Origin of the sequence: Mycolicibacterium duvalii (assembly GCF_010726645.1) — a bacterium.
GTDB classification, from domain to species: Bacteria; Actinomycetota; Actinomycetes; order Mycobacteriales; family Mycobacteriaceae; genus Mycobacterium; species Mycobacterium duvalii.
On record NZ_AP022563.1, the window covers coordinates 2,770,008 to 2,796,332 of the forward strand.

The window sequence follows — 26,325 nt, forward strand, 5'->3', positions numbered from 1 at the left end:
GCCGATGACCCTCCCCGTGTGGTTGCCGATCGCACTGCCGCTCGCCGGTGCCCTGGTGCTGCTGCTGGGCGGCCGGCGTACCGACCGGTGGGGCCACCTGCTGGGCACTGCCGCGGCGCTGGCGTCCTTCGGCTGCGCCGCAGCACTGTTCGCCGACATGCTGGGACGCGATGCGCAGGCACGCACCCTCGGCCAGACCCTGTTCACCTGGGTCCCGGTCGGCGAGCTGCGAGTCGACTTCGGGCTGCACCTCGACCAGCTGTCGATGTGCTTCGTGCTGTTGATCACCGGCGTCGGGTCGCTGATCCACATCTACTCGATCGGCTACATGGCCCACGATCCCGACCGCAGAAGGTTCTTCGCGTACCTGAACCTGTTCCTGGCCGCGATGCTGGTGCTGGTGCTGGCCGACAACTACCTCGGGCTGTATCTCGGCTGGGAGGGCGTCGGCCTGGCGTCCTACCTGCTGATCGGGTTCTGGGCGCACAAGCCGTCCGCGGCCACCGCGGCCAAGAAGGCGTTCGTGGTCAACCGAGTCGGCGACGTCGGACTGGCGGTCGCGCTGATGGTGATGTTCAGCGCCGTCGGTGCGGTGTCGTTCACCGCCGTCTTCGACGCCGCACCGCAACTCGGCGAGACCACGCTGACCGCGATCGGATTGATGCTGCTGCTGGCCGCGTGCGGCAAGTCCGCGCAGGTGCCGCTGCAGTCCTGGCTCGGCGATGCGATGGAGGGCCCCACGCCGGTGTCGGCGCTGATCCACGCGGCGACGATGGTCACCGCGGGCGTGTACCTGATCGTGCGGTCGGGGCCGGTGTTCGACTCGGCACCGTACGCGCAGACCGCGGTGGTGCTCGTCGGCGCGGTGACCCTGCTGTTCGGCGCGGTGATCGGCTGCGCCAAGGACGACATCAAGAAGGCGCTGGCCGCCTCGACCATGAGTCAGATCGGCTACATGGTGCTCGCCGCAGGCCTGGGCCCGGTGGGCTACGCGTTCGCGATCATGCATCTGCTCACCCACGGGTTCTTCAAGGCCGGCCTGTTTCTCGGCGCCGGCTCGGTGATGCATGCGATGGACGACGACGTGGACATGCGCCGCTACGGCGGGCTGCGCACCGCGCTGCCGATCACCTTTGTCACGTTCGGTCTGGGCTATCTGGCCATCATCGGGGTCCCGCCGCTGGCCGGGTTCTTCTCCAAGGACAGCATCATCGAGGCCGCGCTGGGGGCCGGCGGCGTCAAGGGTGTGGTGCTGGGGGCGGTGACCATCCTGGGTGCGGGCATCACCGCGTTCTACATGACGCGGGTGATGCTGCTGACGTTCTTCGGTGAAAAGCGTTGGGGTACGGCAGGGGCGAGCGAAGCGACGGGGGATGGTACGGCGAGAGATCCCCACGAGGCACCCGCGGTTATGACGTGGCCGATGATCCTGCTGGCGGTCGGGTCGGTGACCTCGGGTGCCGCGCTGGCGATCGGCGGCACCCTGCAGCGTTGGCTGGAACCGGTGGTCGGCGGGGCGGAGGTCCACCACGTGCTGCCCGTCTGGGTGGTGACCGCGATCGTGCTCTCGGTGGTCGCGGTCGGCATCGTCGTCGCCTACCGCATGTACGGCACCCGGCCGGTCGCCGACGAGCCACCGGCCGCGTCAGCGCTGACCGTCGCCGCGCGCCGTGATCTCTACGGCGACACGTTCAACGAAAAGGTGTTCATGGCGCCGGGGTGGAACCTCACACGCGGTCTCGTCGAGATCGATGACGAGGCGGTCGACGGGGTCGGCACCGGGCTGGCCCACGCGGTGGGGCGGGTGTCGGACGGGCTGCGGCGGCTGCAGACCGGTTTCGCCCGCTCCTACGCGCTGACGATGCTGGCCGGAGCGGTCCTGCTCACGGCGATGATCCTGGCGGTGAATCTGTGGTGAGCTTCCCGTGGTTGACCGTGTTGTGGGCCGTCCCGATGGTGGGCGCGCTGGTGGTGATGGTGTTGCCCGCGGCCGCGCGCGGGTTGGCCAAGGCCGTGGCCCTCGCGGTGTCGCTGCTGGTGCTCGTCCTCGCCGGCGTGGTGGCGGTCGGGTTCGACCCGTCCGGGGAACAATTCCAGTTCGTCGAGAACTACCGCTGGATACCGTCTTTCGGGACCGGATACATTCTCGGCGTCGACGGGATCGCATTGGCCCTGGTGGTGCTGACCGCCGTGCTGGTGCCACTGCTCATCATGGCCGGCTGGAACGATGCGCGCGACCAGTCCAGCTGGGGCGGCCGGTCGGTCCACGTGTACTTCGCGCTGACGCTGGCCGTCGAGTCCATGGTGCTGATCTCGTTGCTGGCTCTGGACATCCTGCTGTTCTACGTGTTCTTCGAAGCCATGCTGATTCCGATGTACTTCCTGATCGGCGGCTTCGGCGGGGAGCGGCGCAGCGCCGCGGCGGTGAAGTTCCTGCTGTACAACCTGTTCGGCGGTCTGATCATGCTGGCCGCTGTGGTGGGGCTCTATGTCGCGACGGCCACCAGCGCGGCGTTCGATGCCGGGACGTTCGACTTCCGCGCCATCGTCGCCGCGGTCACCGGTGGTGAGTTCGTCCTCAACCCGCTGGTGATGCACCTGATCTTCGGCGGTTTCATGTTCGCGTTCGCGATCAAGGCGCCGCTGTGGCCGTTTCACCGGTGGCTGCCCGACGCGGCGGTGGAGGCCACCCCGGCCAGCGCGGTGCTGATGATGGCCATCGTGGACAAGGTCGGCACGTTCGGCATGATCCGCTACTGCCTCCCGCTGTTCGGCGATTCGGCGGCCTACTTCCGGCCGCTGATCGTCACCCTCGCGGTCATCGGCATCGTGTACGGCGCGGTCGTCGCGATCGGGCAGACCGACGTCATGCGGTTGATCGCCTACACGTCGATCTCGCACTTCGGCTTCATCATTCTCGGCATCTTTGTGATGACCTCGCAGGGGCAGTCCGGGTCGACGCTGTACATGGTCAACCACGGCATCTCGACGGCCGCGCTGTTCCTTATCGCGGGTTTCCTGGTGTCGCAGCGCGGTTCGCGTCTGATCAGTGCCTACGGCGGGGTACAGAAGGTGGCACCGGTGCTCGCGGGAACCTTCCTGGTCGCCGGGCTGGCGACGTTGTCGCTGCCTGGGCTGGCCCCGTTCATCAGTGAATTCCTGGTGCTGATCGGCACATTCACCCGGTACCCCGCGCTGGCGGTGTTCGCCGCGAGCGCGCTGGTGCTGTCGGCGATCTACATCCTCTGGATGTACCAGCGCATGATGACCGGACCGGTCCGACCCGGAAACGGTGAGCTGCGAGATCTACGGCCGCGGGAGGTCGCCGTGGTGGCACCGCTGATCGCGCTGCTCGTGGTGCTCGGTGTCTACCCGAAACCGGCGCTGGACGTCATCGATCCGGCTGTCGGCTACACGCTGACCACCATCGACCAGTCCGACCCACCACCCGCGATCGCGGAAGGACCGCTGCGATGAACCCGGTGACCCCGGCGGTCGAATACAGTCTGATCTCGCCGATGCTGATCGTGTTCGGCGCTGCGGTACTCGGGGTGCTCTTCGAGGCGTTCCTGCCGCGGCGCCTGCGCTACGGGGCGCAGCTGCTGCTGAGTCTGGGCGGGTTGGCCGCGGCGTTCGTCGCCGTGCTCCTGGTGGCCCGAAACCTCGCCGGAGGCAACGGATCCCTCGCGGTCATGGGGGCGCTGGCCGTCGACCGGCCCGCGCTGTTCCTGCAGGGCACCATCCTGCTGATCGGGGTACTGGGTATGCTGCTGATCGGTCAGCGGCACCTCGCCGGCGCGCACGCGCGGGACGAGGCGGGCCTGGACGGATTCACCCCGCAGGCCTCGGCGGTGCCCGGCGGTGTCGCCGAGCAGGTGGCGACCCGGGCCGGCGTGGTGCAGACCGAGGTCTTCCCGCTGACGCTGTTCGCCACCGGCGGCATGCTGATCTTCCCCGCTTCCAACGACCTGCTGACGATGTTCATCGCGTTGGAGGTGTTGTCGCTGCCGCTGTACCTGCTGTGCGGCCTGGCGCGCCGTCGGCGGATGCTGTCTCAGGAAGCCGCGCTCAAGTACTTTCTGCTGGGCGCGTTCTCGTCGGCGTTCTTTCTCTACGGCGCCGCGCTGCTGTACGGCTACGCCGGCACCCTGAAACTGCCGGGCATCGCCGACGCGGTGGCCGCCGGTGCGGGCACCACGTCGCTGGCCCTGGTCGGGGTGGCCCTGCTGCTGGTCGGTGTGCTGTTCAAGATCGGGGCCGTCCCGTTCCACTCGTGGATCCCCGACGTCTACCAGGGCGCACCGACCGCGATCACCGCGTTCATGGCCGCTGCCACCAAGATCGCCGCGTTCGGGGCCCTGCTGCGGGTGTTCTACGTCGCGCTGCCCGAGTTGCACACCGCGTGGCGGCCGGTGCTGTGGACCGTCGCGATTCTGACCATGGTCGTCGGCACCGTTGCCGCGGTCACCCAGGTCGACGTCAAACGGATGCTCGGCTATTCGGCGGTGGCGCACACCGGTTTCATCCTGACCGGCGTGATCGCCGGCACCGGATCGGGTCTGTCGTCGACGTTGTTCTATCTGTTCGCCTACGGCTTCTCGACCCTGGGCGCGTTCGCGGTTGTCGGGCTGGTGCGTGACGCGGCCGGGGAGGAGGACACCGCGCTGGCGCGGTGGGCCGGTCTGGGTCGGCGGTATCCCGTTGTCGGAATCGTGTTTTCGCTGTTTCTGCTGGCCTTCGCGGGCATCCCGCTGACCAGTGGCTTCGTCAGCAAATTCGCGGTCTTCAAGGCAGCCGGGGAGGGCGGGGCGATCCCACTGGTAGTGGTCGGCGTGATCGCCAGCGCCGTCGCGGCGTACTTCTACGTCCGGGTCATCGTGCTGATGTTCTTCACCGACCGCCCCGACGACGCGCCCGACGTGGTGGTGCCCGGTGCGGCGACCACCGCCGTGGTGACGGTCACCGCCGCGGTGACGTTCGCGCTGGGCGCCCTGCCCCAGCCGCTACTGGACCTGGTGAACTCCGCGGACGCGTTTCTCGGGTAACGGTTTGTGATAAGCACAGTCGCATGACCACTGAGCAACTGGTGCTGACCGCCGACATCGACGCGGTGCGGGTGATCACGCTGAATCGGCCGGCTGCGCGCAATGCGCTGAGCCGCGGGCTGATCCGTGCCGCCCATGACGCGCTGACCGCAGCCGACGCGGCCGAGTCCGTGCGCGCGGTGGTGCTCACCGGAGCCGATCCGGCGTTCTGCGCCGGCGTCGACCTGAAGGAGGCGGCCCGCGACGGTATGGCGTATTTCGAGGAGTTCCAGTCGTTCAGCTGCATCGCCGCGGTGGCCGACATGGGCACCCCGGTCGTGGGCGCCATCAACGGGGCGACGTTCACCGGCGGCCTGGAGATGGCGCTGGGGTGCGACTTCCTGATCGCCTCTGAGCGTGCGGTGTTCGCCGACACCCACGCCCGGGTCGGGATCCTGCCCGCCGGCGGCATGACCGCCCGGCTGCCGCAGCTGGTGGGCGCGGCGATGGCGCGGCGGCTGTCGATGACCGGCGAGGTGGTCGACGCCGCCCGCGCGGCGCGCATCGGCTTGGTCACCGAGGTGGTGCCGCACGAGCGGCTTCTGCCGCGCGCGGTGGAACTCGCGGCGCAGATCGCCGAAGTGCCCCGAGCGACGATGCGCGACCTCAAGCAGATCTACACCACCGGCGCGGCCGCGGTGATCGACCCGGCCCTGGCCGCCGAGGAACGGATCGCCGTCAGCCAGGAACGGGACCTCGACGGTCTGGGGGCGCGGTTCGACGCGGTGACCGAACGCAACAAGGGCCAGATCGGCCCGCGCTGAGCCTCAGGGCGCCGAGACTCCGCGCACCAATATCTCGGTGATGCCGTCCACCCAGTCACCGCTGATCAGGTCTTCCGGTGATTGCAGCACCGCCAACAGCGTCGCGCCGCCGATGAGGTCGACCAGGCGTTCCGGTTCTACCCCGCTGCGCACCTCGCCGCGCTTGATGGCCTCGTCGAGACGCACCCGCAGCGCAACGATCACGTCGCCGAAGCGGGCGGCGACCCGCCCGGCCAGGTCGGCGTCGGCCGTCATGTCGGCGACCAGTCCCGGCAGAGCCGCCCGCACCACCGGGGTGACGAACACGTCGCGCGTGACCTCGATCATCGCGCGGAGGTCCGAGCCGAAATCACCGGGCGGGGTCTCGATCGCCGAGGGCGTGGCCGGGAACGCCGCTTCGTGCACCAGCTCGGCCTTGCTGGACCATCGCCGGTACAGCGCCGTCTTGGTGGTGCCGGCCCGCTCCGCCACGGCGGCCATCGTCAGGTTGGTGTAGCCGATTTCGACAAGAAGCTCCGCGGTCGCCCGCAGTATGGCAGCGTCGATACGCGGATCCCTGGGCCGTCCGGCGCCGGAACCCTTGTCAGCCGCGGGCGGCTCTGCTTTCATAACGCTACCCATCGTATCGTAATTGGTGGCCGGAAAGGACTATCCGTGGGCACTGAACCATCAGTCGAGGACGTCGAACGCCTCCAGCGATCCAGCCGCGACATGTCAGATGTCCCGGTCGCCCTGTCGCGGTGGCTGTCGACGGTGCTGTCCGACGCCACGCCGGAGATCACCGTGGAAAGCGGCGTCGACAGCAACGGCATGTCCTCCGAGACGATTCTGCTGTCCGGTCGCTGGCACCAGGCCGGCGCTCCGGTCGAACAGAAGTGGGTGGCCCGGGTCGCGCCGGCCGAGGCCGACGTCCCCGTGTTCGAACATTACCGGCTCGACCATCAGCACGAGGTGATGCGGCTGGTCGCCGAGTTGACCGATGTGCCGGTGCCCCGTGTGCGCTGGCTGGAGACGACCGGCGACGTGCTCGGCCGCCCGTTCTTCCTGATGGACCGCGTCGACGGCGTTGTCCCGCCCGACGTGATGCCCTACCCATTCGGCGGCAACTGGTTGTTCGACGCGGCTCCCGACCAGCAGCGCCGACTCCAGGACGAGACCGTCGCGGTGCTGGCGGCGCTGCACTCCATCCCCCACGCCGAGCAGGTGTTCGGCTTCCTGCAGGACGCCGACCCGCCGGGTGAGACGGCGCTGCACCGGCACTTCGCGTGGCTGAAGAGCTGGTATGAGTTCAGCGTGCCCGACATCGGGCGCTCGGCGCTGGTCGAGCGAGCGCTGGCGTGGCTCGACGACCACTTCCCCGAGGACGTCGCGGCCGACCAGCCGGTCCTGGCGTGGGGTGACGCGCGCATCGGCAACGTGATCTACCAGGACTTCTCCCCGGTCGCGGTGCTGGACTGGGAGATGGCGACCGTCGGCCCCCGTCATCTCGATCTGGCCTGGATCTGCTTTGCGCACATGGTCTTTCAGGAACTCGCCAAACTCGCCGGTCTGCCCGGCATGCCGGATTTCCTGCGCGAAGCAGATGTGCTGGCCACCTATCGGGAACTGACCGGAGTCGAGGTCGCCGACCTCGACTGGTTCTACGTCTACTCCGGCGTGATCTGGTGCTGCGTATTCATGCGCACCGGCGCCCGGCGGGTCCGCTTCGGCGAGATCGACAAGCCTGACGACGTGGAATCGCTGTTCTACCACGCCTCGTTGCTGCGGCGGATGATCGGAGAGGACAACTGATGCTGGGACCGATGGACGAATACCCGGTACACCAGGTACCGCAGCCGATCGCGTGGCCGGGGTCGTCGGACCGCAACTTCTACGACCGCTCCTACTTCAACGCCCACGACCGTACCGGCGACATCTTCCTGATCACCGGCATCGGTTACTACCCCAATCTCGGGGTCAAGGACGCGTTCCTGCTGGTGTCCCGCCGCGAAGGCAGGTTCGGGGCGGGCGGGCACACCCAGACCGCGGTGCACCTGTCCGACGCGATCGACCAGAACAGGCTCGATCAGCACGTCGGCAACTATCGGGTGGAGGTCGTCGAGCCGCTGCGCAAGCTGCGCATCGTGTGCGAGGAAACCGACGGCATCGCCGCCGATCTCACCTGGGAGGGACTGTTCGACGCCGTGCAGGAACAGCCGCATGTGATGCGGCGCGGCACCCGGGTGACGCTCGATGCGCAACGCTTCGCGCAGGTCGGCACCTGGAGCGGGACGCTGAGTGTCGACGGCGAGGACATCACCGTCGACCCGCAGCGCTGGATCGGCACTCGGGACCGCTCGTGGGGGATCCGGCCGGTCGGCGAGGCCGAACCCGCCGGGCGTCCCGACGACCCGCCGTTCGAGGGCATGTGGTGGCTCTACGTGCCGATGGCTTTCGACGACTTCGGCATCGTGATCATCATGCAGGAGGATCCGTCGGGTTTCCGCTCGCTCAACGACTGCACCCGAATCTGGAAGGACGGCCGCGTCGAACAGCTGGGCTGGCCGCGGGTCAAGATCCATTACCGCTCCGGTACCCGCATCCCGACCGGCGCCACCATCGACGCGACCGCATTCGACGGCAGCCCGGTACATTTCGACGTCGAGTCGAAGCTGGCGGTGCCGATCCACGTCGGCGGCGGCTACGGCGGAGACTCCGACTGGCTGCACGGGATGTGGAAGGGCGAGCGTTTCACCGAGCGCCTGACCTACGACATGACCGATCCGGCGATCGTCGGCCGGGCCGGGTTCGGGGTGATCGACCACGTCGGCCGCGCGGTGTGCCGGGATGCCGACGGCACCGAACGCGAGGGATGGGGGCTGTTCGAGCACGGCGCTCTCGGCCGTCACGACCCGTCCGGATTCGCCGACTGGCTGACCGTCGCGCCCTGACCCGCGGCCGGGCGGCCGGGGTCAGGCCGAACGGGCCTCGGGGACTTTCGCGCGGCCGAACACCATCGACTCCTCGATGCGGTCGAACCGGTGGTCGATCGCGTCGAGCACATAGTTGTGCCGCACGTTCCACGGCCGGTGCGTCCCGGACTTCGGCAGCGCGTGCGGTGCCCGCTTGACGTAGCCGGCGTTGATGTCCCAGGCGGGCTTCTCCGGCATCACGACGTCACCGAGGTGCGGGTAGGCATGCGTGTACCCGTGAGCGTCCATGTGCGCCAACAGATCTGCCACCGCCCGGGCGGTCAGGTCGGCCCGCAGCGTCCAGGAGGCGTTGATGTAGCCCACGCACCAGGCCAGATTCGGCACGTCCTCGAGCAGGTGCTCCTTGTAGACGAAGCGCTCCTGCGGCTTGATCTCCTCGCCGTCGATGCTCAGGTCCACCCCACCGAGGGCCTGCAGCTGCAGGCCGGTCGCGGTGATCAGCACGTCGGCGTCGATCCGCTCGCCGGACTTGAGCACCACGCCGGTGGTGTCGATGTGGTCGATCTGGTCGGTCACCACGTCCGCGCGGCCGGCCTTGATGGCCTCGTAGAAGTCGCCGGACAGGATCAGGCACAGCCGCTGGTCCCACGGGTCGTAGCTCGGCTTGAAGTGCACGTCGACCGGATAGTCCTTGGGCAGATAGTATTTCGCGACCGCCCGGATGAGGCGCCGGCTCAGCTTGGGCGCTTTGCGCGCGACGCCGTAGACCGTGACGATGAACAGCAGGTTGTACAGCCAGGCCAGCCGGTAACCGAGCCGGCGCGGGGGGATCCTGCGCAGGAACTGCACCACCGAGTTCACACGTTGCCCGGACAGCAGATACGTCGGCGACCGCTGCAGCATGGTCACGTGCGCGGCGTCGCGCACCAGCGCCGGCACCATGCTGATCGCGGTCGCGCCGCTGCCGACCACCACGACCCGCTTGCCGGTGTAGTCCAGATCCTCGGGCCAGTGCTGGGGGTGGACCACCGGGCCGGCGAAGTCGGCCAGGCCCGGGAATTCCGGACGGAACGGATGGTCGTAGTCGTAGTAGCCGGTCGCGAAGAACAGGAACCGGCCGCGCAGCGTGGTGGCCTGACCGTCGTGGGTGACCTGCACCGTCCAGGTGTCGGTGGCCGAGTCCCAGTCCGCGGACAGCACCCGGGTGTCGAACTGGATGTGGCGGTAGATGTCGTGCTTGCGCGCGGTGTCCTCGAGGTAGTCGCGGATGTCGGGGCCGTCGGCGACGTTCTCCGGCCGGGTCCAGGGCTCCCACGGATAGGACAACGTCAGGATGTCGCTGTCGGAGCGGATGCCGGGGTACCGGTGCAGATCCCACGTCCCGCCGATCCGGGAGCGGCGTTCCAGGATCCGGTAGCTCAACTGCGGGTTGCGCTGCTGGATCCGGTAGGCCGCACCGATCCCGGAGATACCCGCTCCGATGATCAGGACATCGGCGTCCGGACGTACTGAGAATTCCTGGTCGTGCTGGCGCACCCGCACCCTCCTTTGGTCCGCGTACGTACCACGATATGGGTCAGTGGCCCGGCGCGTCGACGATCGCTGCGATTTCGGCGTGCAAAACGACGCTCTGCGACAGTTTTCACGCCGAATCAGCCAGGATGGGGCCCATGGCCGACGTGGTTGTCGTGGGGGCAGGTTTCGCGGGGCTCACCGCGGCGCGCGAGTTGACCCGGGCGGGTCACGATGTGGTCGTCGTGGAGGGACGCGACCGGGTCGGTGGCCGCTCGTACACCGTGGAGCTGGCCGGCGTCCCGGTCGATCTCGGCGCGACGTTCGTCGGGCCCACCCAGGACGCGGTCCTGCGGCTGGCCGCCGAGCTGGGGTGCGAGCCGGTCCCGACCTACGGGCAGGGCAAGAACCTGATCCGCTGGCGGGGCCGCGTCCGCAGTTATCGCAGCACCATCCCGCGGTTGTCGGTGCTCGAGTTGCTCGACGTGTCGCGCATCCAGTGGCGTTTCGAGCGCATCTGCCGCAAAGTGTCGGTCAGCGAGCCGTGGAACTCCCCGGCCGCCGAGCAGCTGGACTCCATGTCACTGGACCGCTGGCTGCGCTCCGTGCACGCCGGAGCCTCGGCGCGCGAGCTGATGGCCATCATGGCCCGCGTCACGTGGGGCGCCGAACCCGACGCGGTGTCGCTGTTGCACGCGGTGCGCTACGTCAAAGCCGCCGGCGGGCTGGGTCGCATGCTCGACGTCGAGGGTGGCGCCCAGCAGGACCGATTCGCCGCCGGCACCCAGCAGATCGCGGTGCGGATGGCCGAGGAGCTCGGCGACCGGGTGCGGCTGGGCGCGCCGGTACGCCGCATCAGTACCGCAGCGGATGGCACGCTGACCGTCGCGACCGATGTCGCGGAGATCGCCGCCGCAGCTGTGGTGGTCGCGGTCCCGCCCGCCCACCGCGCCGGCATCGAGTTCGATCCACCGCTGCCGCCCGGCTACGACATGCTCGCCCGGCACTGGCCGCAGGGCCGGCTCAGCAAGGCCTACGCCGCCTACGACACGCCGTTCTGGCGCCGTGACGGCTGTTCGGGTGAGGCGCTGTCCGATGAGGGACCGGTGTTCATCACCTTCGACGTCAGCCCGGGCGACGCGGGTCCGGGCGTGCTGCTCGGCTTCACCGACGCGCGGACGTTCGATCCGCTGCCCGCCGACCGGCGCCGCGAGGTCGCGCTGGCCGGGTTCGCCGGCCTGTTCGGCGAGGCCGCGCACCGGCCGGTGGCCTACCTCGATCACTGCTGGGGCGCCGAGGATTTCGCGCCGGGCGGGCCGACCGCGGCGGTGCCGCCGGGCGCCTGGACCGAACACGGCCGGTGGCTACGCCAACCGGTCAACGGGATCCACTGGGCGGGCACCGAGACCGCCGACGTGTGGACGGGCTTCCTCGACGGCGCCGTGCGTTCGGGACTGCGGGCGGCCGCCGACGTGCATCAGGAACTGGCGCGGCGCGGCTGAGCCACGGATTCGAGCAGCCACCGCAACTGGGCGTTGACCTCGTCGGGGCGTTCCAGGATCGCGCAGTGCCCGCCCGGCAACTCGACGAACCGCGCGAGGTTCGGCGCCGCCGCGGCGATCTTGCGTGCCGAGACCATCGGTGACAGGCGGTCCTGCCTGCTGCCGATGACCAGCGTCGGCACCGTCAGATTGGTCAGGTCGATGTGCTGGGGCCCCAGATGGTCGACCAGCGCGGCGGCCCACCCGCCGCGCCCGGCCGGAGGCGTCGTGTCGAACAGGTCGAACACGAAGCGGCCGATGTCGGGGTGGGCGTCGCGGCCCACCGCGATCAGCGACATCAGCCGGCGGCTGGGCCCGGTGACGGCGCGGCCCAGCGGCGCCCCGCCGAAGGTACGGATCACCGACGCCGCAGCACGCACTCGCGCCTCGGCGAAGCCGGCCGGCACCGGCAACAGGTTGATGTGGTGCAGCAGCTCGCCGGTCGTGGTGTTTATCAGGGCCACCGCATCGGCGCGGTTCGCGACACTGTCGGCGAAGCGCTCCGACCACGACGTGATCGCGATGCCGCCCATCGAGTGCCCCGCGATGACCGCACGCTCGCCCGGCGCCAGCGTCGCATCCAGCACCGAGTCGAGGTCTGCGGCCAGATGGTCCATGGTGTACCCGCCGCGCCGCGGTGGCACACCGCTGCGGCCGTGGCCGCGGTGGTCGTAGGCGATCACCCGGTAGTGCTCCGACAGCTCGGCGATCTGGTGAGCCCACACCCGGATCGCGCACGTGATGCCGTGCGCGAAAACGATCGGGTAGCCGTCCTCAGGCCCGAACACCTCGGTGTGCAGTCGCACGCTGTCAGCGGACCGCACCTCGACGATGCGCCCCTCGGGCAGGGCGGCGGCGGGGGCGTACACCCGTCGGCGCGATCTGGAGCTCACCCGCTGTGCCATCACCACTCCTCGTTCGGCGACATTGCCGGGAAATCGACTGTACCGCCGCGCAGCCCCGTCGGCGGCGACGACACCGTGCGGTTGAATGGTGCCGACGACAACCAGGAGGCCGCGATGCGCGCGATCCAGATAGCCAGTCTCGACGGACCACAGGCCGCGACGTTGGTCGACATCTCCGAACCGGCGGCCGAGGACGGCATGGTCCTTGTCGAGGTGCATGCGGCCGGGGTCGCGTTCCCCGATGCCTTGCAGTCGCGCGGGCTCTACCAGTACAAGCCCGAGATGCCCTACACCCCGGGCGCGGAGGTCGCCGGCGTGGTGCGCAGCGCCCCCGAAGGCGCCGGTGTGGTCGCCGGCGACCGGGTCGCGGGTCTGACGATGCTGTGCGGGGCCATGGCCGAAGTCGTTGCGCTGCACCCGGAGCGGGTGTTCAAGCTGCCCGACTCGGTGTCGTTCCAGGCGGGTGCGGGTCTGCTCTTCAACGACCTGACGATGCACTTCGCGTTGCGCACCCGGGGTCGGCTGCAGGCCGGCGAGACCGTACTCGTGCACGGCGCGGCCGGGGGCATCGGCACCTCGACACTGCGGCTGGCCCCCGCGTTCGGTGCGGCACGCACCATCGCTGTGGTCAGCAGCGACGCCAAAGCCGACGTGGCCCGGGCGGCGGGCGCGTCCGACGTGGTCCTGGCCGACGGTTTCAAGGACGCGGTCAAGGAGCTGACCGGGGGTCGTGGCGTGGACATCGTCGTCGACCCGGTCGGCGGGGACCGGGTGACCGACTCGCTGCGCTGCCTCGCGCCGGCCGGACGCCTGCTGGTGGTGGGCTTCACCGCCGGCGACATTCCCAGCATCAAGGTCAATCGGCTGCTGCTCAACAACGTCGACGCGGTCGGGGTGGGGTGGGGCGCGTGGACCATGACCCACCCCGGCTATCTGCGCGAGCAGTGGGACGAGTTGGAGCCGCTGCTGGCCGACGGCAGAGTCGCCGCACCGCAGCCCGTGGTCTATCCGCTGGAGCGCGCCGCCGACGCGATCGCCTCTCTGGAGGACCGCACGGCGCGGGGCAAAGTCGTCGTCGCCGTGCGGTAGCGCCTGTCACTGGCGCATGTACTTTGCCCACTGCGATGATGGGTGCCGTGCCCAGCGCTGAGAAGCCCGCTACCGCCGATCGCCCGGTTGCTGGTTTCCTCGATTCGGTCGCGGCACGTCCCACCGGGCTTGTCATCGAGGGCGAAGCCGGCATCGGGAAGTCGACGTTATGGCTGTCGCTGGCCGAACAGGCGGCGGCCCGCGGGTACCGCGTGTTGTCGGCGCGGGTCGGCGAGGCGGAGTCGGTGATGGCCTTCTCGGCGCTGGCCGATCTGCTCGCCGAGGTCGACACCGAACATCTGAACGCACTGCCCGGACTGCAACGGCTGGCCCTGGACCGGGTACTGCTGCGCGCCGGCGTGGACGGCCCTCCTACCGACCACCGCGTGGTCGCTGCTGCCTTCGTCGCGGTACTGCGCGCGCTGGGCGCGGACGGCCCGGTCTTGCTCGCGGTCGATGACATCCAGTGGCTGGACACCTCCAGTCGCGGGGTGCTCGCCTTTGTGGCGCGCCGCTTGCGCGGCCCGTGCGGGCTGCTGGTCACCGAGCGCACCGTGCCCGGCAGCGGCACGGTGGCACGGTGGTTGCAGCTGGACCGCCCCGACGGCCTCGAACGCTACGCGGTGCGGCCGATGACCGCGCCGGCGCTGCACACGACGATCACCCAACGACTCGGCCGCAGCTTCCCACGCCCCGCCGTATTGCGGATCACCGAGATATCCCGGGGCAATCCGTTTTTCGCGCTGGAGCTGGCTCGCGCGCTCGGCGACCGCACCGACATGTCCGACCAGCCCCTGCCCGAGACACTCGCCGAGGTGGTGCGCGCCCGCGTCGATGGGCTCACCGAGGACGTGCGCGGGCTGCTGTTGACCGCGTCATGTGTGCCGAACCCGACGGTGGAGTTGTTGTCCAGCGCGGCCGGCACCCCGCCCGAGCGCGTGACCGCACTCCTCGAGCACGCCGAGTCGCTCGATGTCGTCACCCTCGATGGTCACCGGATCCGGTTCAACCATCCGCTGCTGGCCAGCGTGGTCTACAACGACGCGCCCGCCGGCACGCGTCGAGCCACGCATCGCACGCTGGCCGGCCTGGAGAGTCACCCGGAACTGCGGGCCCGCCACCTGGCCTTGGCCTCGACCAGCGGCGACGACGAGATCTTCGCTGCGCTGGACCAGGCCGGCGATTCGGCGCGGGCGCGGGGCGCGCCCGCGGCCGCGGCCGAGCTGATCGATCTGGCGATCAAACTCGGCGGCGACACTGTGGTCCGGCGGCTGAAGTCGGCGGAGAACCACTTCCTGGCCGGCGACACCGCCAAGGCCAAGGAGGTTCTCGGCGCGGTGGCCGACTACCAGCCGGCGATCATGCGCGCGCTGGGCGCGGTGCTGCTGGCCACCGTCTCCATGTACGACAACAAGCACACCACCGCGGTCACCCTGCTGCGGACCGCGCTCGACGACGCCACCGGGAACATCCCGGTCATGGTGCAGGTCCTTCTACGACTGTCGTTCGCGCTGCACAGCATCGGTGATTCGGCCGAGGCTCGCCGCCACATCCGCGACGCCGTCAAACTGGCCGAGGAACTCGGCGTCGCGGGCATCACCAGCGCCGCTTTGGCCTGGTCGGTGCAGCTGGACTTCCAATGCGGGCACGGCCTCGACGAGGTCGCGCTGGATCGCGCGCTCGAGCTCTACGACAGTTCGCTGGATCTTCCGATCATCTTCCGCGCCCCGATGATCAACGCGCTGGCGCTGTCGGGCACCGGACGCCTGGAGGAGGCCCACCGCCAGCTGGTCGAGCTGCGCACCGTCGGTCTCGAACGCGGCGCCGAGAGCGACATGATGGCCATCGCGGGTTTCCTTGCCATCAACCACATCTGGCGCGGGCAGATCGCCGAGGCACAGGCAGAGGCCGCCGAGGCCGTCGAACGGGCCGAACAGCTCGGCGGCGACGAGGTGCTGATCATCCCGATGACCGTGCGCGCGGCGGCCGCGGCGTTCGCGGGCCGGGTGGACGAGGCCCGCGCCGATGCCCGCTGGGTCCTCGACGCGTCGTCGCGCCGGCAGTCCAGCCTGGCCGACTGGCCGGGTATGACGCTGTGTTTCCTGGAAGAGTCGCTGGGCAATCACCGGGCCGCGCTCGACGCGTTGGACCACGACTTCCTCCACCCGAGCACCGCGGTCGCCACCGAGCTGATCATGTCCTGGCATCTGCCCGACGCCATCGAGGCGATGGTCGGCGTCGGCCAGCTCACCGACGCCGAGAACCTCACCGCCGCTTTGGAACACGCCGGCGAGCAACACAGGCGTCCGTGGACCCGGGCGGTCGGCGCGCGCTGCCGGGCCATGCTGCTGGCCGCGGGTGGCGACGTCGCGGCCGCCGAGCAGTCGGCGCAGCAGGCGATGAGGGAACACGAGTTACTGCCGATGCCGTTCGAACGTGCCCGCACCCAGCTGGTACTGGGCCAGTTACAGCGCAGGCTGCGCCGAAAGAGCGCTGCGGCCGCGACGTTGACCGACGCGCTGCGAACCTTCGAACGGTTGGGCACCCCGCTGTGGGCGCAACGGGCACAAGCCGAATTGTCCCGTACCGCCGTTTCGGCGTCCGGTGGCGCAGGCGGTCTCACGACGTCCGAGCAGCGGGTCGCCGAGCTGGCCGCATCGGGTGCGACGAACAAGGAGATCGCGGCGGCGATGTTCATCACCCCCAAGACCGTCGAGCATCACCTCACCAAGATCTACCGCAAGCTCGGGATCGGCTCGCGCGCCGAACTGGGCCGGCGGATGGACCAGATCCACAGCAACGGCGACTAGGTGACCCACTCGGGCTGCTGTTCGACGTCTACGGCGGCGAAGTCCTTGTGCGCCAGGTGCGCAAGGGTTCCCCCGTCGACGACGAACTCGGCACCGGTCGAGAAGCTCGACTCATCCGAGGCGAGGTAGACCACCAGGTTGCTGACATCCTCGGGCCGGCCGATGCGGCCGAGCGCGGTGTGGAAGATGTCCTCGGGCACCCAGTCGGCCATCGGCGTCTTGATCAGGCCGGGGTGGATCGAGTTGACCCGGATACCAAGTGGTCCCAGTTCCAGCGCGGTCGACTTGGTCAGGCCGCGCACCGCCCACTTGGTGGCTGTGTAGCCGTGGCAGGCGATGGTGCCGGCCATGCCTTCGATGGACGAGATGTTGATGATCGACCCGCCCCCGGCGGCCTTCATCGCCGGCGTCGCCGCCCGGATACCGAGAAACACCCCGGTCAGGTTGATGTCGAGAATGCGGTGCCATTCGGCGAGTTCGTAGTCTTCGACGGTGCCGATGCTGAGGATGCCGGCATTGTTGACCAACACGTCCAGTCGGCCGAACTCGGCGACGGCGACCGCGACCGCGGCGTCCCAGTCCTGCGGGCGGGTGACGTCGAGATGGACGTAGCGCGCCGCGTCGCAGAGTTCGGCGGCGACCTGCCGACCCTCGTCGTCGAGGATGTCCCCGCACACCACCCGGGCGCCGTGCCGGGTCAACTCACGCGCGTGCGAGGCCCCCATCCCCCGTGCCGCGCCACTGACCAGGGCGACCTTACCGGCCAGCCGACCTGTCATGAAACCTCCTGTGCACGTGCGGTACTCATCTCGTAATCAGCGGGGTCGGGGTGGTGGGTCCACTTCCAGTAGTCCACGATGCGCCACGCGAACAGCGTGGGCAATTCGCCGGCGGAGTTCTTGTAGTAACTACTCGTGACCGCGGGGTGCGCGTAGACCATGGTCTGCAGACGTTCCTGGCTGCGACGGTGGTAGTCGGTGCACACATCGGCCTTCGGCATCGCCGCATCGGCGCCGTGGGTGAGGATCATGTCGATGCACCCGAGGATGTAGCGCATCTGGCATTCCGAGTTGTAGATGATGCTGGCGCCGTTGACGGCGTTGGTGCCGGGACCGAACATGCAGTAGAAGTTCGGGAAACCGGCGACGGTCACCCCGAGGTAGGCGAATGCGGAGTCGCCCCAGACGTCGTTGAGGCCGGCGCCGTCCACTCCGCGGATGTCGATCGGGCCGAGTTGGTGGTTGACGTCGAACCCGGTGGCCCACAGCAGGATATCGGCCGGCCGGTGGTTACCGTGCACGTCGGTCACTCCGTGCGCGGTGATCTCGGCGATGCCGTCGGCGACCAGTTCGACGTCGTCGCGCTGCAGCGTCCGCAGCCAGGTGCCGTCGTCCTGCAGTGTGCGCTTGCCCATCGGCGGATACTTCGGCGTGACTTTGGCCAGCAGGTCTTCGTCGTCGGTGAATCCGCGCATCCAGGCCTCGAACACGTCGCGGATCATCTGGTTGCCCTCGCTGACCGACAGCCCGCCGTTGTCCCATGCCGGGTCGATGGTGATCTGTTCGTTGAGCGCGTCGGCGATCGGCCACCAGGACACGAACCGCAGCCACCGTGCGTAGAAGGGCAGATGGCGGGTGGCCCACCGCGCGCCGTCGCCGACGCGTTCGTGGTAGTGCACGTTGGGCGCCATCCACTGCGGGGTGCGCTGGTAGACGTCGACGTGGGCGGCTCGCCCGGCGATGGCGGGTACGAGCTGGAATCCGCTGGCGCCCGCCCCGATCACCGCGACCCGTTTGCCGGTCAGGTCGACGGCGTCGTCCCAGTCCGCGGTGTGAAACGCTGGTCCGGCAAAGCTGTTGGCGCCGTTGATGTCCGGGATCACCGGGTTGCTGAACTGTCCGACCGCGCAGATCAGGCCACGGGCGCGCAGTGTCTCCGTGGCACCGTCGGGCGACCGGATCTCCACCTGCCAGGTCGCAGTGGCCTCGTCCCAGTGCGCGGCCACCACCTCGGTCTGAAAGCGGACGTGCGGGCCGATGTCGTGGCGGGCCATCACGTCATCGAGGTACCGGAGGATCTCCGGCTGGGTGGCGTAGTGGTGCTCCCAGTGGTCGGTCGGTTCGAACGAGTAGGTGTAGTACTGGCTGGCGATGTCGACGCGACAGCCGGGATAGCGGTTGGCCAACCAGGTTCCGCCGACCGCGGACTGTTTCTCGATGATCTGGAACGGAATCCCGGCATGCTTGAGTTTGATGCCGGCCAGCAGTCCGGCCTCACCGCAGCCGATGACGATCACCGGGAAGTCGGCGCGCTGCGCCGCGGTCGACGCCAGCCGCGGCCCGTGCTGGTCGGTGTCGGTCAACCGCAGGTCCGCGGCGATGTAGTCGACGAACTCGTCGGTGACCTGCCCGGCGGTGATCACATCGAGCATCGTGCGGAGTTGAGCGGCGTCGGGCAGGAACGGCGGCGGGCACCCCCGGTCCCGGTAGGCGCGGGCGATGTCGAAGGCCCGCTCCCGGACCGCGGCCTTGTCGGGTTCGCTCATCGCGCCCTGCAGATCCATCGCGATGAGCATCACCGGCCGCGGCAGTTCGTCGAGCAGGCCGAGGTCGCCGGTCATGTGCACCAGCGACATCAGCAGCGCGGGCACGCTGGCCTCGTCGATCGCGCGACGCAGGACGTCGTCGTCGGCGTCGGGGAACGGCAGGCCGGTCAGTCGGACGAGTTCGGGATCGCGCACCGCAGCATCGCTGACCTGTGGCATGGGCCACACCATACAGAGCCGCGCGGGTGGATGGTCAGGATTGCTCGGGCCGGTGCCGAACCAGGAAGTTCAGCACCGCGTCGGCGAACAGGTCGTTGCGATCCCCGGCGACCATGTGGCCCGCGCCCGCCACGTCGACGAACTCGACCTGCGGGAAGCGATCCAGAAACGCGGTCGCCCGGTCCCGGCTGACCAGGTCGCTGACCTGCCCGCGCACCAGCAGCATCGGCACGCCGTCGGCCAGGATGGCCGCGATCGCGGCATGCAGGCGGTCGACGTCGGTCACCTCCATCGGCGGGTGCTCCGCGGTGCCATCGATGAATTGGGGGTCCCAGTGCCAGTACCACCGATCGCCGCGACGACGCAGGTTGGCGCGCAGGCCGTCGAGGTCGGCGGGCCGGGGGCGGTGCGGGTTGAACTCGGCGATCATGTCGGCCACCTCGTCGAGCGACTCGAAGCCCTCGACCATCCGGTCGGCCATGAACGCGTGGATGCGGTCGGCCCCGGACGGGTCCATGTCCGGCACGATGTCGACCAGGACGACCGCGGCGGCGCAGCCGCGAGCGAGTTCGCCGGCCAACAGCATCGAGGTGATGCCGCCCAGCGACGCGCCGACCAGCACGGGCTGCGGCGGGAGTCGGCGGAGCAGTTCGCGCACGTCGGCGGCAAAACTCGACACCCGGTAGTCACCGTCGGCCGACCAGTCCGACTCGCCGTGCCCGCGCATGTCGACGGTGACCGCCTGCCAGCCCCGCTGGGCGACCGCTGCGGCCGCCTTCGCCCACGACCGGCGGGTCTGCCCACCGCCGTGCAGGAACACCACCGCCGTCGCGTCGGGGTGCCCGGTCCGGTCGGCGGCGATGCGCACGCCGCCGTGCCCGTCGGTGAGGAAGGACTCCGGCGCTGACGTCATCCGCCGATCGTAGGGTGTGCGGCAAGTGCGGCGGGCCATACTGGCCCGGTGAACGGGCTTGCGGGCAAGGGTGTTCTGGTGACCGGCGCCGCTTCGGGGATCGGAGCGGCGACGGCGGCGCGGCTGGTCGCCGAGGGTGCGCACGTGGTCGGATTCGACCGCACGGCCACCGATCAGCCCGGGTTTCGGTGCCTGGCCGGCGACGTGTGCGATGCGGACGCGGTGCGGCGCGCGGTGGCCGACGTGGTCGACGGCGCCGGACGCCTCGACGGTGTCGTGCACTCGGCCGGGGTGGCGGGCGGCGGGCCGGTGCACCTGCTGCCAGACGACGAGTGGCGACGCGTGCTGGAGGTGAACCTGACGGCGACGTTCGTGGTGCTGCGGGCCGCGGTGACCCAGATGCTTCCCCAGGACCGCATCGCCGGGGAGCGCGGCTCGATCGTCACACTGTCGAGCATCGAGGGTCTCGAGGGCACCGCGGGCGGCAGCGCCTACAACGCCTCCAAGGGCGGGGTCGTGCTACTGACCAAGAACGCGGCAATCGACTACGGCCCCAGCGGTATCCGGGTCAACGCGATCTGCCCCGGGTTCATCGAGACGCCGTTGCTCGACGACACGTTGGGACTCGCCGGCATGGAGGGCGTTCGCGAGGAACTGCGTCGGGAGCACAAGCTGCGCCGGTTCGGCCGGCCCGACGAGGTCGCCGCGGTGGCGGCGTTTCTGCTCTCCGCCGACGCGAGCTTCGTCAGCGGACAGGCGATCGCGGTGGACGGCGGCTACACCGCCGGCCGGGACCACGGCGTCACCGCGTTGCTGGGACTCGACGAACGGTGACCCGCGCTCACCAGACCACGGCGAGCGCGGCGGCCACGAAGGCCAGCACCCCCACGGTGACGAACATCGGCCTGGGCACGGGTTCCCCGGTGCGCTTCTGGCGGGCGCTGCCCATGCCCAGCAGAGCGCCGATGACGATCAGGATGACCAGCTTTATGCCGATCTTCGGATAGTTGAGCTCGATGCCGGCGGGCCACGGCGCGGCCAGCGCCAGACCGGTGATCAGGGACAGCAGCAGTCCGTAGTCCATCACCCGGGTCACCTGGAAGCGGCGCGCGACCGCCTCGACGACCCACGGTCCGAACAGCACGGCGAAGCCGACGATGTGCAGCAGGACAACTACAGACCGTAGTATTTCCATGACCTGGAGATTACCTCAGCGATGGGGCCGATTGCCCGGAACCGCTACATGTGCGGCGTGCCCGGCGGCACGCGATAGCAGTTCGTTCCACCGACGCCGAACACGTACATCGTGTCGCACCGGATGAAACTCCCGTCCGGGTCGGGCGGGTGGTCGCATCGGCCGCCGCCGTGACCGGCGATGACGGTGTTGGGACCGACACACGGCTGCGCGGACGCCGGCGCCGCGGCGGCGATCCCGCCGACGGTCAACAGTGCCGCGGCTGCTGCTGCTGTTGGTTTCATGGCACGCCTCCTCCCTCGTGGGCCGTACTGCTCGCGGCCCGCGGAGGGTCCCCGCGGTCTGGTGCGCCGATGCCCAGAGCCCCCTCCGGCACGTCGCGATGACCCCATTCTGCTCCGCTGCGCGGCGACGTGCACGGGGCGTTTCGGCCCCGTGGTCGTCAGGCGGTGACGGCGGCCACCCAGAACAGCCCCGCCGCGGCGACGGCCTCGACCAGGAAGTAGAACCAGTTGGGGTAGAACGATGTTCGCGCGTCGAGCGCCGACACCGCGCGGCCGAACGCCATGCCGGCCAGCGCGGCGGCCACCGTGGTGACGATCCCGGCGCGCAGCTGTGCGTCGGCGATGGCCACCACCAGGATCGCCGCGATCGCCAGACCGAAGCCACCGTAGACCGCCCGCACCTCCGAGCGTGCCGTCGCCGAGCCGAGGGTGACGTCGAACGGGGCGACCAGCCTCGCTGGCGTCACCAACGCGTAGACGCCCATCCCGGCGAAGAACACGGCCGCGACGACGAGGACGATCCAACCGAACGTGGTCACGCTTGCCTCTTTTCGCAGATGTACGCCACATCACCATGGCAGACATCGCGGCGCTGGGCTCAGACCATCGTCAGATCCGTTCCGCGGGTTTCGCGCAGACGCCAGACTGCGACGATGGTGACCACGCCGCAACCGGCGGCCAGCAGCACCAGCGGCGTCCGCGAGATCTGCTGGGCGTGCAGGCTGCTGGCGATCAACGGGGTGAAGCCCGCACCGAGCAGCGCCGCGAGCTGGTAGCCCATCGAGGCACCGGTGTACCGGACGGTGGTGCCGAACATCTCCGAGAACAGCGCGCCCAGCGGGGCGTACATCATGGACTGGACGATCTGGGCGAGCACCATCGCGATGGTCAGCCACACCTGCGACCGCAGGTCGACCAGCGCGTAGAACGGCCACGCATAGGCGACGATGCCCGCTGCACCGGTGACGATCACGGCCCGCCGCCCGAACCGGTCCGACAGAGCGGAGAAGGCGGGGATCGCGATCAGCCCGGTCACCGAGGTGAAGATCAGCGCGGTCATCACGTCGGTGCGGTGGTACCCGATCGCGGTGGCGTAACTGATCATGTAGGTGCTGATCAACGCGGTCAGCGCGAACGGACCGATCCCGACCGCGCAGGCCAGCACCAATGCGCGCGGCCTGCGCAGCACGTCGACGAGGGGCAGGCTTTTCGGCGCGGGCTTGCCTCGCGTCGCCTCGAAGATCGGGCTCTCGCTGATCGACAGCCGCACGTAGACACCGATCGCCAGCAGCAGCACGCTGAGCAGAAACGGCAGCCGCCAGCCCCAGGACAGGAAGTCCTCGTCGGGCAGCAGCGTGATGACGGTGACCACGGCAACCGAGAGCAGCGACCCGATGGGTGACCCCATCTGCATCACGCCGTTCCAGAATCCCCGGCGGTGCGGCTCGGCGTGCTCGGTGACCATCAGGGTGGCCCCACCCCACTCCCCTCCGATCGCGATCCCCTGGATCACCCGCAGCGTCACCAACAGCACCGGTGCAGCGACGCCGATGGCCGCATACGTCGGCAGCACTCCGATCAGGAAGCTCGCCACACCCATCAACACCATCGTCACGACGAGCATCGCCTTGCGGCCCAGCCGATCACCGAAGTGCCCGAAAAGGATGCCGCCGACGGGTCGCGCCACATAACCGGCGGCCAGCGTCCCGAAGGCCGCGATGGTGGCCGTCGCGGGGTTGGCCTCCGGGAAGAAGACCCACCCGAACACCAGAGCGCTCATGGTGCCGTAGACCAGGAAGTCGTAGTACTCGATGGCCGTGCCCAGCAGGCTGGACAGCGCCACCCGCCGTAACACCGTCCGGTCCGGCGCCAGCACCTGCTGCATGGTGAGACCTTGGGTGTCGGGAGCGGTCCGCACAAGGGCGACGCCCACTCATCGGAACGGAGTTGGCCGCCCGCGCGGTGATCGTGTCCAATCAGTCCCATGACGGTCGACTACCACGAGAGTCTGCGCGAGGTCAGCACCCCGTCGGGAGTGCTGCGCTACCACGAGGCGGGAACCGGCCCGACCCTACTGTTGTTGCACGGGTCGGGGCCCGGAGTGACCGGGTGGCGGAACTTCCGGGGCAACCTCGAGGTGTTCGCCCGTCACTTCCGGTGCCTGGTCCTGGAATTCCCCGGCTTCGGCGTCAGCGACGACTTCGGTGGCCACCCGATGGTCGACGCGCAGGGTGCCGTCGTCGCCTTCGCCGACGCGCTGGGCCTGGACCACGTCGACGTGATCGGCAACTCGATGGGCGGCGGCGTCGGCATCAACTTCGCCATCCAGCATCCTGAGCGCGTCGGCAGGCTCGTCACCATCGGCGGCATCGGCACCAACATCTTCAGCCCCGGCCCCAGCGAGGGCATCCGACTTCTGCAGGAGTTCACCGAAAACCCCACGCGCGAAAGGCTGATCGACTGGCTGCGGTCGATGGTCTACGACCCGGCGCTGGTCACCGACGAACTGATCGAGGAACGGTGGGCGCTGGCCACCGAGCCCGGCACTCTGGCCGCCGCGCGCAGGATGTACGGCAAGGCGGCGTTCGCGGCGATGATGCAGATGATGCGCGCCGCCGACCTGCCGATGCCGTGGGCGCTGATGCACAAGGTCGCCGCGCCCACCCTGCTCACCTGGGGCCGCGACGACCGGGTCAGCCCGCTGGACATGGCGCTGGTGCCGATGCGCACCATCCCGAACGCCGAGTTCCATGTGTTCCCGAACTGCGGGCACTGGGTGATGATCGAGGCGAAAGCCGCGTTCGAGCAGACCGTGCTCGGCTTCCTCACCCGGTGATTTCGGCGTGGTTGTCGACGCGGAGCGACGATAATCACGCCGAAATCGCTAAATGAGGCTGAACCCCTTGTAGCCGGCGCCGGCCACCTCGGCGCAGATGTCGAGGTAGACCCCGAACCCGCCGATGAAGAGCATGAACACCCGGGGCTTGCCCGGCACGTTGGCGCCCATGTACCAGGAGTTGGCCCGCGGGAACAGCGTGGCCTCGGCGCGGCGATTGCACTCGGCGATCCAGTTGTCCACCGCCTCGGGAGTTGCCTCGATCCCTACCAGGTCGTGCGCGTCGAGATGCGCGATCGCCTCGGCGATCCAGTTGATGTGGGCCTCGGCGTGCAGCACCATGTTCGCCAGCACGGCCGGTGCCCCCGGACCCGACACCAGGAACAGGTTGGGGAAGCCGTCGACGCCGAGCCCGAGGTAGGTGCGGGGCCCCTCGGCCCAGTCGTCGACCAACCGCTGCCCGCCGCGCCCGACGATGTCGATCTTGGCCAGCGTCCCGGTCAACGCGTCGAAGCCGGTCGCCAGCACGATCGCATCCAGGTCGACATGCTCTCGAGATGTGTTGATGCCGGTGGCGTCCACTGTCTCGATCGGGGTCTCACGGACGCTGACCAGGCGCACGTTCGGTCGGTTGAAGGTCTGGAAGTAATTGGTGTCGGTGCAGATTCGCTTGGTGCCGATGGGGTGGTCATTCGGGATCAGCAGGTCTGCGACCCCGGGGTCGTCGATGACCGCCCGGACCTTCTCCTCGTAGAACTTGCGTGCTTCCTCGTTGGCGTCGAGGTCGATCATCTGGTCGGCGAAGGTCTTGGAGAACAGCACACCGCCGAGTTGCCAACGTTTCTCGAAGGCTTCGCGGCGCTCTTCGGGGGTGGCCTCCATCGTCAGCTTCGGGTGCGCGACATGCGGGGAGCCGCCACCACTGCGCCACGACATGCGGCGCCGCTCGGCGTAGGTCGCCTTGGCGTGGGCGACCTCGTCGGCCGACAACGGACGGTTCCCGGCGGGCACACTGTAGTTGGGTGTCCTCTGGAAGACCACGAGTTGGTCGGCCTGCTCGGCGATGATCGGAATCGATTGGATTCCCGAGGATCCGGTGCCGATGACGCCGACACGCTTGCCGGTGAAGTCCACACCTCCCTGCGGCCAATCGGCGGTGTGATAGACCTCGCCGGCGAAGGTGTCCAGGCCTGCGATGTCCGGTGTCAGCGGCGAGGACAACGGCCCAGTGGCCATCACCACGAAGCGGGCGCAGACGACTTCGCCGCTGTCGGTGGTGACGGTCCAGCGGAGGGCCACTTCGTCGAGCACCGCCGAGACGACCCGGGTGTTGAACGTGACACCCGCGCGCAGGTCGAGTTTGTCGGCGACCCACTTGATGTAGTCCAGGATCTCGGCTTGGGTCGCGTACTTCTCCGTCCACGTCCACTCCTGTTGGAGATCGTCGGAGAACGAGTAGCAGTAGTCCAGGCTCTCCACGTCGCAGCGCGCGCCCGGGTACCGATTGAAGTACCAGGTGCCACCCACCTCGGGCGCGGCTTCGAAGACCCGCACGGACCATCCCTGGGCACGGAACTTGTGTAGGGCGTACAGACCCGCGAAACCCGCACCGACCACCACGATGTCGACTGAACTCTGAGCCGGACTACTCACACCGACCGACGGTAGGAGCGAGGCCCGGGAACGCGCCGGGCATCTCCCGGTCAACGGTCATCG

The 26,325-nt window shown here is 69.1% G+C and carries 22 protein-coding genes; 11 read left to right on the forward strand and 11 right to left on the reverse strand.

From position 1 onward, the window contains the following. The first annotated feature begins 4 nt into the window (after window positions 1–4). The 4 genes from nuoL to G6N31_RS13045 are packed head-to-tail and all read left to right on the forward strand — an operon-like array spanning window position 5 to window position 5,848. Entirely contained in the window at window positions 5–1,918 is a 1,914-nt protein-coding gene (gene nuoL / locus G6N31_RS13030) for an NADH-quinone oxidoreductase subunit L (RefSeq protein WP_098002932.1), read from the forward strand. After that, window positions 1,912–3,477, forward strand: a complete 1,566-nt coding sequence (locus tag G6N31_RS13035; protein ID WP_098002933.1) for an NADH-quinone oxidoreductase subunit M — start codon at window positions 1,912–1,914, stop codon at window positions 3,475–3,477. Before nuoL ends, G6N31_RS13035 begins: the two co-directional genes overlap by 7 nt. After that, window positions 3,474–5,045, forward strand: coding sequence for an NADH-quinone oxidoreductase subunit NuoN (gene nuoN, locus G6N31_RS13040; RefSeq protein WP_098002934.1), 1,572 nt, complete (start codon window positions 3,474–3,476; stop codon window positions 5,043–5,045). The genes G6N31_RS13035 and nuoN overlap by 4 nt, the downstream gene beginning before the upstream one ends. A gap of 23 nt (window positions 5,046–5,068) precedes the next feature. After that, the gene (locus G6N31_RS13045) at window positions 5,069–5,848 is read left to right on the forward strand and encodes an enoyl-CoA hydratase (RefSeq protein WP_098002935.1); all 780 of its coding nucleotides are present in this window, start codon (window positions 5,069–5,071) and stop codon (window positions 5,846–5,848) included. A gap of 3 nt (window positions 5,849–5,851) precedes the next feature. Here G6N31_RS13045 and G6N31_RS13050 read toward each other — a convergent pair whose 3' ends face one another. Beyond that, window positions 5,852–6,457: a TetR family transcriptional regulator gene (locus G6N31_RS13050; RefSeq protein ID WP_098002936.1), complete on the reverse strand. Its 606-nt coding sequence runs from the start codon at window positions 6,455–6,457 to the stop codon at window positions 5,852–5,854. Window positions 6,458–6,502: 45 nt separating this feature from the next. On the opposite strand from G6N31_RS13050, the gene G6N31_RS13055 reads away from it, so the two are divergent. Then, window positions 6,503–7,639 (forward strand): phosphotransferase family protein, encoded by a 1,137-nt coding sequence (locus G6N31_RS13055; RefSeq protein WP_098002937.1) that lies wholly within the window; start codon window positions 6,503–6,505, stop codon window positions 7,637–7,639. Beyond that, window positions 7,639–8,778, forward strand: a complete 1,140-nt coding sequence (locus G6N31_RS13060; protein WP_098002938.1) for an Rv3169 family protein — start codon at window positions 7,639–7,641, stop codon at window positions 8,776–8,778. The genes G6N31_RS13055 and G6N31_RS13060 overlap by 1 nt, the downstream gene beginning before the upstream one ends. Before the next feature lie 21 nt (window positions 8,779–8,799). Here the strand turns inward: G6N31_RS13060 and G6N31_RS13065 are convergent, their stop codons facing one another. Then, complete coding sequence (locus G6N31_RS13065) at window positions 8,800–10,296, reverse strand: flavin-containing monooxygenase (protein ID WP_098002976.1); 1,497 nt, start codon at window positions 10,294–10,296, stop codon at window positions 8,800–8,802. 134 nt (window positions 10,297–10,430) lie between these two features. Between G6N31_RS13065 and G6N31_RS13070 the strand changes: the two genes are divergently transcribed. Further along, a complete protein-coding gene (locus G6N31_RS13070) occupies window positions 10,431–11,774 on the forward strand; it encodes a flavin monoamine oxidase family protein (protein WP_098002939.1) in 1,344 nt (447 codons plus the stop codon). On the opposite strand, the gene G6N31_RS13075 is transcribed toward G6N31_RS13070, so the two are convergent. Next, on the reverse strand, window positions 11,750–12,718 hold the full coding sequence (locus tag G6N31_RS13075; protein ID WP_098002977.1) for an alpha/beta fold hydrolase: 969 nt from the start codon (window positions 12,716–12,718) through the stop codon (window positions 11,750–11,752). The genes G6N31_RS13070 and G6N31_RS13075 overlap by 25 nt on opposite strands. Before the next feature lie 114 nt (window positions 12,719–12,832). On the opposite strand from G6N31_RS13075, the gene G6N31_RS13080 reads away from it, so the two are divergent. Next, a complete protein-coding gene (locus G6N31_RS13080) occupies window positions 12,833–13,807 on the forward strand; it encodes an NADPH:quinone oxidoreductase family protein (protein ID WP_098002978.1) in 975 nt (324 codons plus the stop codon). Between the two features lie 38 nt (window positions 13,808–13,845). Beyond that, the gene (locus G6N31_RS13085) at window positions 13,846–16,617 is read left to right on the forward strand and encodes a helix-turn-helix transcriptional regulator (protein ID WP_420090482.1); all 2,772 of its coding nucleotides are present in this window, start codon (window positions 13,846–13,848) and stop codon (window positions 16,615–16,617) included. On the opposite strand, the gene G6N31_RS13090 is transcribed toward G6N31_RS13085, so the two are convergent. The 3 genes from G6N31_RS13090 to G6N31_RS13100 are packed head-to-tail and all read right to left on the reverse strand — an operon-like array spanning window position 16,614 to window position 20,294. Continuing rightward, window positions 16,614–17,396, reverse strand: a complete 783-nt coding sequence (locus G6N31_RS13090) for a glucose 1-dehydrogenase (protein ID WP_098002941.1) — start codon at window positions 17,394–17,396, stop codon at window positions 16,614–16,616. The genes G6N31_RS13085 and G6N31_RS13090 overlap by 4 nt on opposite strands. After that, window positions 17,393–19,381: a flavin-containing monooxygenase gene (locus G6N31_RS13095; protein ID WP_098002979.1), complete on the reverse strand. Its 1,989-nt coding sequence runs from the start codon at window positions 19,379–19,381 to the stop codon at window positions 17,393–17,395. The genes G6N31_RS13090 and G6N31_RS13095 overlap by 4 nt, the downstream gene beginning before the upstream one ends. Window positions 19,382–19,415: 34 nt before the next feature. Next, on the reverse strand, window positions 19,416–20,294 hold the full coding sequence (locus tag G6N31_RS13100) for an alpha/beta fold hydrolase (RefSeq protein ID WP_098002942.1): 879 nt from the start codon (window positions 20,292–20,294) through the stop codon (window positions 19,416–19,418). Between the two features lie 48 nt (window positions 20,295–20,342). Here G6N31_RS13100 and G6N31_RS13105 point away from each other — a divergent pair, with 48 nt between their 5' ends. Then, window positions 20,343–21,128, forward strand: a complete 786-nt coding sequence (locus tag G6N31_RS13105) for an SDR family NAD(P)-dependent oxidoreductase (protein ID WP_098002943.1) — start codon at window positions 20,343–20,345, stop codon at window positions 21,126–21,128. Window positions 21,129–21,135: 7 nt separating this feature from the next. Here G6N31_RS13105 and G6N31_RS13110 read toward each other — a convergent pair whose 3' ends face one another. The 4 genes from G6N31_RS13110 to G6N31_RS13125 form a co-directional block, all read right to left on the reverse strand. Further along, window positions 21,136–21,489: a Fe-S protein gene (locus G6N31_RS13110; RefSeq protein ID WP_098002944.1), complete on the reverse strand. Its 354-nt coding sequence runs from the start codon at window positions 21,487–21,489 to the stop codon at window positions 21,136–21,138. A 44-nt stretch (window positions 21,490–21,533) separates the two neighbouring features. Further along, window positions 21,534–21,773, reverse strand: coding sequence for a CDGP domain-containing protein (locus G6N31_RS13115; RefSeq protein ID WP_098002945.1), 240 nt, complete (start codon window positions 21,771–21,773; stop codon window positions 21,534–21,536). Window positions 21,774–21,931: 158 nt separating this feature from the next. Beyond that, window positions 21,932–22,258 (reverse strand): DUF4345 domain-containing protein, encoded by a 327-nt coding sequence (locus G6N31_RS13120; protein WP_234815256.1) that lies wholly within the window; start codon window positions 22,256–22,258, stop codon window positions 21,932–21,934. 113 nt (window positions 22,259–22,371) lie between these two features. Then, entirely contained in the window at window positions 22,372–23,658 is a 1,287-nt protein-coding gene (locus tag G6N31_RS13125; protein ID WP_098002980.1) for an MFS transporter, read from the reverse strand. A gap of 99 nt (window positions 23,659–23,757) precedes the next feature. Between G6N31_RS13125 and G6N31_RS13130 the strand changes: the two genes are divergently transcribed. Continuing rightward, window positions 23,758–24,609 carry an alpha/beta fold hydrolase gene (locus G6N31_RS13130; protein ID WP_098002947.1) on the forward strand — a complete coding sequence of 284 codons (852 nt, stop codon included), beginning with the start codon at window positions 23,758–23,760 and terminating at the stop codon, window positions 24,607–24,609. Window positions 24,610–24,657: 48 nt separating this feature from the next. Here G6N31_RS13130 and G6N31_RS13135 read toward each other — a convergent pair whose 3' ends face one another. Continuing rightward, window positions 24,658–26,262 (reverse strand): flavin-containing monooxygenase, encoded by a 1,605-nt coding sequence (locus G6N31_RS13135; protein WP_098002948.1) that lies wholly within the window; start codon window positions 26,260–26,262, stop codon window positions 24,658–24,660. Between the last annotated feature and the right edge of the window lie 63 nt (window positions 26,263–26,325).

Excerpts from the sequence above, each read along its gene's own strand:
- G6N31_RS13070 (WP_098002939.1), top strand. The coding sequence starts at position 10,431 with ATGGCCGACGTGGTTGTCGTGGGGGCAGGTTTCGCGGGGCTCACCGCG.
- nuoL (WP_098002932.1), top strand. The coding sequence starts at position 5 with ATGACCCTCCCCGTGTGGTTGCCGATCGCACTGCCGCTCGCCGGTGCC.
- G6N31_RS13130 (WP_098002947.1), top strand. The coding sequence starts at position 23,758 with ATGACGGTCGACTACCACGAGAGTCTGCGCGAGGTCAGCACCCCGTCG.
- G6N31_RS13045 (WP_098002935.1), top strand. The coding sequence starts at position 5,069 with ATGACCACTGAGCAACTGGTGCTGACCGCCGACATCGACGCGGTGCGG.
- G6N31_RS13120 (WP_234815256.1), bottom strand. The coding sequence starts at position 22,258 with ATGGGCGTCTACGCGTTGGTGACGCCAGCGAGGCTGGTCGCCCCGTTC.
- G6N31_RS13075 (WP_098002977.1), bottom strand. The coding sequence starts at position 12,718 with ATGGCACAGCGGGTGAGCTCCAGATCGCGCCGACGGGTGTACGCCCCC.
- G6N31_RS13090 (WP_098002941.1), bottom strand. The coding sequence starts at position 17,396 with ATGACAGGTCGGCTGGCCGGTAAGGTCGCCCTGGTCAGTGGCGCGGCA.
- G6N31_RS13080 (WP_098002978.1), top strand. The coding sequence starts at position 12,833 with ATGCGCGCGATCCAGATAGCCAGTCTCGACGGACCACAGGCCGCGACG.
- nuoN (WP_098002934.1), top strand. The coding sequence starts at position 3,474 with ATGAACCCGGTGACCCCGGCGGTCGAATACAGTCTGATCTCGCCGATG.
- G6N31_RS13125 (WP_098002980.1), bottom strand. The coding sequence starts at position 23,658 with ATGCAGCAGGTGCTGGCGCCGGACCGGACGGTGTTACGGCGGGTGGCG.
- G6N31_RS13100 (WP_098002942.1), bottom strand. The coding sequence starts at position 20,294 with ATGACGTCAGCGCCGGAGTCCTTCCTCACCGACGGGCACGGCGGCGTG.
- G6N31_RS13095 (WP_098002979.1), bottom strand. The coding sequence starts at position 19,381 with ATGCCACAGGTCAGCGATGCTGCGGTGCGCGATCCCGAACTCGTCCGA.
- G6N31_RS13060 (WP_098002938.1), top strand. The coding sequence starts at position 7,639 with ATGCTGGGACCGATGGACGAATACCCGGTACACCAGGTACCGCAGCCG.
- G6N31_RS13115 (WP_098002945.1), bottom strand. The coding sequence starts at position 21,773 with ATGAAACCAACAGCAGCAGCAGCCGCGGCACTGTTGACCGTCGGCGGG.
- G6N31_RS13050 (WP_098002936.1), bottom strand. The coding sequence starts at position 6,457 with ATGAAAGCAGAGCCGCCCGCGGCTGACAAGGGTTCCGGCGCCGGACGG.
- G6N31_RS13110 (WP_098002944.1), bottom strand. The coding sequence starts at position 21,489 with ATGGAAATACTACGGTCTGTAGTTGTCCTGCTGCACATCGTCGGCTTC.
- G6N31_RS13085 (WP_420090482.1), top strand. The coding sequence starts at position 13,846 with ATGGGTGCCGTGCCCAGCGCTGAGAAGCCCGCTACCGCCGATCGCCCG.